Annotated in this window: 4 protein-coding genes; all 4 read right to left on the bottom strand. The window is 38.4% G+C overall.

The features are described from left to right. Positions 1–76: 76 nt before the first annotated feature. The 4 genes from HMPREF9096_RS00155 to HMPREF9096_RS00170 are packed head-to-tail and all read right to left on the bottom strand — an operon-like array spanning position 77 to position 6073. Complete coding sequence (locus tag HMPREF9096_RS00155) at positions 77–1246, bottom strand: multidrug effflux MFS transporter (RefSeq protein WP_009501092.1); 1170 nt, start codon at positions 1244–1246, stop codon at positions 77–79. 20 nt (positions 1247–1266) lie between these two features. Continuing rightward, positions 1267–2607, bottom strand: coding sequence for a replication-associated recombination protein A (locus HMPREF9096_RS00160; protein ID WP_009501091.1), 1341 nt, complete (start codon positions 2605–2607; stop codon positions 1267–1269). Positions 2608–2666: 59 nt separating this feature from the next. Next, positions 2667–3284 carry an outer membrane lipoprotein chaperone LolA gene (gene lolA / locus HMPREF9096_RS00165; RefSeq protein WP_009501090.1) on the bottom strand — a complete coding sequence of 206 codons (618 nt, stop codon included), beginning with the start codon at positions 3282–3284 and terminating at the stop codon, positions 2667–2669. 17 nt (positions 3285–3301) lie between these two features. Continuing rightward, positions 3302–6073, bottom strand: a complete 2772-nt coding sequence (locus HMPREF9096_RS00170; protein WP_009501089.1) for a DNA translocase FtsK — start codon at positions 6071–6073, stop codon at positions 3302–3304. Position 6074: the final 1 nt, after the last annotated feature.

The raw sequence follows: 6074 nt of genomic DNA, 5'->3' as shown, positions 1-6074 counted from the left end.
TCAATTTTCGGACTTTGTGCAACTGCTACATAATACCGAAAAAGTTTTCAAAATTGACCGCACTTTATTTTTCTATTTAAGAATTATTGATATTTTTATGAATAGATAGGTAAATACCCAATCCTAAAACTCCGCATACAAAAATTACTATTGAAGTCGAATAAAAAATATTTCCTACACCAACCAATGGGGATACTACTCCACCTAAGAAAAAAGGAGCAAATCCAAGTAAAGCAGAAGCACTTCCTGCATATTGACGTTCACTTTCCATTGCCAATGAAGAAATTGCAGGAAAGGTAAGCCCCATCATCAATAACATAAGGAAGAAGCCAATTTCAACTAAAAACCAGTTGGGTTGAATAATAAGTGTCGAAATGGTGTAAAGAACAACAATCCCAAAGCCCAATACCCCAAAAGAAAGTGCTTTACGATTTGACAACTTACCACCTATATTTGCTCCAATAACTAATGCTGCACCATTTGCTCCAAAACATAAGCTAAAGGTAAACGCACTTAATCCGTAAAAACTTTGCAAAATAAAAGGTGAAGCGGCAATATACGCAAACATGGCAGCAAGCAAAAAGCTTTCAATACCGACATAACTCATAAACAGTCTATTTTTTATAATCTTGCCAAATGTAAAGAATGTGGAAAGTACAGAACCTTCCAAACGGTTTTCAATAATTAGGCTTTCTTTTAAACGAAAACAAAATAGTAATACAACAATACCGATAATTGCTAAAAAGAAAAATACGCCTTTCCAACCAATATATTCTAATAGTAAGCTGCCTAGAACAGGTGAAATGATCGGTGCGATACCGTTAATCGTCATTAATAGCCCCAAAAAACGTGTCATTTCACGACCACGATATAAGTCCGTCGCTATCGCACGAGAAATTACTACACTTCCAGCAGAGGAAAGCCCTTGTACCGCTCTTAATACAATCATCGTTTCAATATTCGGTGAGAAAATCAGTAAAATCGTACTGATGATATAAATTAAAAGTGAAATAATCAGCGGCATTTTGCGTCCAAATTTATCACTCATCGGGCCAAGTAATAGCTGCCCAACGGCTAAACCGATCATTGCCGTTGTGAGCGTTAATTGCGTCATGGAAGCCGTTGTATCAAAAAATTGTGCAAGCTGTGGCAATGATGGCAAATAAAGATCGACAACAAATGGTCCAAAGGCAGAAAGTACACCAAGTAAAATCACTAAAAAGGCTTTTGAATTTGTTTTTTGCATTTATATCTCCTAAATAAAGATTATTTATACCGTTTTTTCATCGCACTTTTATCTTGCTCACGTAATCGTTCTAGTTTTTCCTTAATCTGAATTTCCATACCTCTATTCGTCGGAAAATAATATTGAGTGTCTTTTAATTCAGACGGGAAATAATTTTCACCTGCCGCATAAGCGTTAGGTTCATCATGAGCATAACGATATTCAGCACCATAGCCAAACTCTTTCATTAAATTAGTCGGCGCATTGCGTAAATGTGGCGGAACATCGTAATCTGGCAAATCTTTCGCTTGCTGTTTCGCGGTGTTAAATGCAGTATAAACCGCATTACTTTTTGGCGCTACCGCAAGATATATGATGGCTTGAGCAATGGCTCGCTCCCCTTCATAAGCGCCCACTCGAGTAAAGCAATCCCATGCAGCCAAGGCTACTTGCATAGCACGAGGATCTGCATTTCCCACATCTTCTGAAGCAATAGCAAGTAATCGGCGCGCGACATATAAAGGATCACCGCCTGCCGTTAAAATTCGTGCATACCAATACAATGCCGCATCTGGTGCAGAACCTCGAACAGATTTATGTAGCGCAGAAATTAAATCATAGAAACGATCGCCTTGTTTATCAAATCTCGCTTGACGTTCGCCTAAGACTTCTTTTAATAAAATGCGGTCAATTTTCTTTCCATTTTCTGTTTCATCCGCCATATCCACCATTAATTCGAGACTATTCAAGGCTAATCGTGCATCCCCATTAACATATTCAGCAAGTACTTGCAGTAAATTATCTTCTAAAATTAACCGCTCTTTACCCAATCCTCGTTCAGGATCTTCTACAGCCTGCTGCAAAACTTGTTCAATTTCAGCCGTAGTGAGTGATTTCAGCACATACACTCGGGCACGAGAAAGCAACGCATTATTTAGCTCAAAAGAGGGATTTTCTGTTGTCGCCCCAATAAAAATAACAGTTCCGTCTTCAATATGTGGCAGAAAAGCATCTTGCTGGCTTTTATTAAAACGATGGACTTCATCCACAAATAAAATAGTTTTACGATCCGCAAGACGATTTTGTTTTGCACGGTCAATGGCTTCACGAATTTCTTTGATACCACTCGTCACCGCAGAAATTCGCTCAACTTCTGCATTAATGCGTTGGGCAATAATTTCTGCAAGCGTTGTTTTTCCTGTACCTGGTGGCCCCCAGAAAATCATAGAATGAATATGCCCAGCTTGAATAGCTTTACGCAGTGGCTTACCCTCACCAATAAGATGAGTTTGCCCAAAATACTGCTCTAGACTCGTTGGACGCATCTTGGCTGCCAGTGGACGAAAATCATTTTCGGCAAAATCAAAATTGAGGTTAGACATTTTATTTCTCACAAAATTGAAGGGCGTATTTCTACGCCCTTATTTAAAATAATCATTTGTTATTTTTTACGTTGGTCATCCACTTCAACGCCTTTTTCTGGCTTGAATTGGAACAAGCTATCAGACAAGGTTTGATTCGTAATATTACGTAAAACATAAAGATTGGTTTGCCCATCTTTCTCGGTCGTACTGAAATTTCTTAATACGCCATTAGCATCGACACGAATATCAAATTGCTTGATATTACTTTTTGAAGATTTAGGTTTCAATACGAAAGTATCCACTTGTTGCATGACCGAATATTGATCCCAATGGGTTTTATCGTTACTTGTAAGCAACACGAAAGGGGTGTTATTCACCGCATCTTTCACCCATTGTGCTGTTACTTGTTGCACAAATGGATCGTAAAACCATAAGGTTTTACCATCAGAAATAATCTGGGTTTCTTGAGGAGTTTTAGTCTCCATACGGAATAAATTTGGACGTTTAATTTGAAGTTTTCCACTTCCTTGTTGAACATTTTTGCCACTTCCAGATGTCACTGTTTGCACAAATTCTGCACTTAACACATCGACTTTAGCTAAACGCATTTGCAATTCACTTGCCGCATCAGCCAATGCTAAATTACTCAAACCTAGCAATGCAAGTGCAGTAAATTTTAAGATTGTTTTTTTCATTTTACTTTCCTTTTAAATTAGTATTCTAGACGATGCGACAAAATCTCACGCTTACCATTTTGCATTGGGCTAACAATTCCTTGTTCTTCCATTTGATCCATAATACGGGCAGCTCGGTTAAAGCCTACGCTGAATTTACGTTGAATAGAAGATACTGAGGTTGTACCTGTATTAATAACAAAATCCATTACCTCATCAAAAAGTGGATCTAATTCCCCACCGCTTGATATCCCTTTTTCCGCATTTTCCTCATCGTCAGCACTTTCTAAAATGCCATCGATATAATCAGGTTTACCACGTGCTCGCCAATCATCCGCAATACGAATAACTTCATCATCACTCATAAAGGCACCATGAACACGCACCAAATCCGATGAACCTTGCCCCGAATAAAGCATATCACCACGACCTAAAAGCGCCTCTGCGCCACCTTGATCAAGAATAGTACGAGAGTCAATTTTACTTGCAACGGTAAAGGCAATACGACTTGGGATATTCGCTTTAATTAAACCCGTAATTACATCGACAGAAGGGCGTTGTGTGGCTAAAATTAAATGGATACCAATAGCTCGCGCTTTTTGTGCCAATCGTGCAATGAGTTCTTCAATTTGTTTACCCGCTACCATCATTAAATCAGCAAACTCATCGACAATAACCACAATATAACTCAATTTTTTCAATGCAGGTGGCATTGCATCCATTGTATCGCCCGGTCGCCAAATCGGATTTGGCACTGGCATTCCCATTGCTTCGTATTCATCGATTTTTTCGTTAAAGCCTTCAATATTGCGTACACGTAGCGCAGAAAGCAGCTGATAACGGCGTTCCATTTCATCTACACACCAACGCAACGCATTAGCGGCTTTTTTCATATCTGTTACAACAGGCGTTAGCAAGTGCGGAATATCATTATAAACGGAAAGTTCGACAACTTTAGGATCGATCATAATGAATTTCACATCTTCTGGTTGAACACGATAAAGTAAACTTAAGATCATCGTATTCACGCCAACAGACTTACCTGATCCCGTTGATCCTGCTACCAACAAATGTGGCATTTTCGCTAAATCAACAATCACTGCCTTTCCGCTAATATCTTTACCTAAAGCCATTGGCAAAGTGGCATGAGTATCGCGGAATTCGCTGCTATCTAACACATCACGTAATGGCACCATTTGACGATGAAGATTAGGTGTTTCAATACCAATATAAGGCTTTCCAGGAATAGCCTCTGCCACACGAATCGAGCGGAACATTAATGCACGCGCCAAATCAGTATCAATGCTTGTTACTTTTGAGGCTTTCACCCCAGGTTGTAATTCTAATTCATAGCGAGTCACAACAGGGCCAACAAGCACATCTTTTACCGTCGCTTTCACATTAAAATTACGTAACTGTTGCTCAATACGTTGAGACGTTTCCAAAACTTCTTCTTGCGTAATATTTTGTTCCACTGCGGGATGTTTTGATAATAACTCTAAACTTGGTAACGGTGTACTAGGCTTTTCACGTTTAGTTGTTTGCTGTTGGAATGCTGGATGAATCAAGCTACCGCTATAACCTTTATAGTTAGGTGATTCCTCTTGATTTTTGTCTAATTGGACATCCCTCATATTATCCTCTAAGGATACCTTAAATTTCAATTCATCATCCCCAAAACAGACTTTTTCATCAACTTGAGCAGCAAAATGATTATCTGCCGTTTCAGTATTCGAGGATTCATGAGTTGGTTTTAATGAAACTGTTGGAATTTCATCATTTGTAAGCAAGGAAACCTTAGTAAAATCATCCGCACTTTGATTCATTGAGACATTATCCTGAACAGCAGGCTTTATCGGTTTATTCCACACTGGCACAAAATCATTTTTACTTACTGTTTGTCCATGCGAATCGCTCGACAAATTCACGCTAGGTAATGCTTCAGATTCAAACTCAAGAGAAAACTGAGGTTTTACAATCTCTTCGGGAGAAACTTCATATTCTGATTTAATAGAAACCTCCGGATTTAAACCATGAATATTAATTAAATGCGAAGGTTGCTCAACAGAGTTGTCTTCAACCTCTAAAGATGATTTTTGAGTTTCAATCTCACTATTTTGTTCTACATTAAGATTATTTTGATCTGGATTTTCTGTTTCTGAACTATCGGATTTTACAATCACGATTTGCTCTAATTCTTCCGTTGATTTTTCTTGCTCAACACGTTCTTCCTGCTCATTTTTCATTGTCAACCAATGATAAAAGGCTACAATCAATCGAATCAATGAGGCGCCAGAGCAAAAAATAAAACCGATTAAAGCAAATGTAAAACCAATTAAAACCGCTCCGAATTTACCTAATGCTGGATAAAGCCAATTTACAACAAGTGATCCGCCGACTACGCCACCACTTAAATAAAAGGCATTGCTTTGCAAAAGCAACATACTCATCACACAAAGCCCAATAATCAACATGGTAAAGCCAAAACCACGTAAAATAATTCGAGTACAGGAAAGGTTTTTAACTGCTTTTGTTTTTAATAAATAGACAGGTACAAAAAAAGCCGTAAAAGGAATAACATGGGCGACATAGCCTAAAAAAACAAAAGAAAGATCGATAATCCACGCACCAAATGCGCCGACTTTATTAATTGTTTCACCATGCGAACCAGCCGTTGCCCAAGAATTATCAAGCGGGGTATAACTTGACCAAGCAATAATTAAATAAAGCCCAAAAAGTGCGGTCAATCCAAGCAAAAGTTCAGCTAAATACTGTCTGGGTGTAAATCGTTCTGTTATTTGTTTAATCATA

Origin of the sequence: Haemophilus sp. oral taxon 851 str. F0397 (assembly GCF_000242295.1) — a bacterium.
GTDB lineage: Bacteria > Pseudomonadota > Gammaproteobacteria > Enterobacterales > Pasteurellaceae > Haemophilus.
The sequence above is the reverse complement of the archived record's forward strand: the minus strand, read 5'-3'. Positions and strand labels throughout refer to the sequence as shown.

Excerpts from the sequence above, each read along its gene's own strand:
- HMPREF9096_RS00155 (WP_009501092.1), bottom strand. The coding sequence starts at position 1,246 with ATGCAAAAAACAAATTCAAAAGCCTTTTTAGTGATTTTACTTGGTGTA.
- HMPREF9096_RS00160 (WP_009501091.1), bottom strand. The coding sequence starts at position 2,607 with ATGTCTAACCTCAATTTTGATTTTGCCGAAAATGATTTTCGTCCACTG.
- lolA (WP_009501090.1), bottom strand. The coding sequence starts at position 3,284 with ATGAAAAAAACAATCTTAAAATTTACTGCACTTGCATTGCTAGGTTTG.
- HMPREF9096_RS00170 (WP_009501089.1), bottom strand. The coding sequence starts at position 6,073 with ATGATTAAACAAATAACAGAACGATTTACACCCAGACAGTATTTAGCT.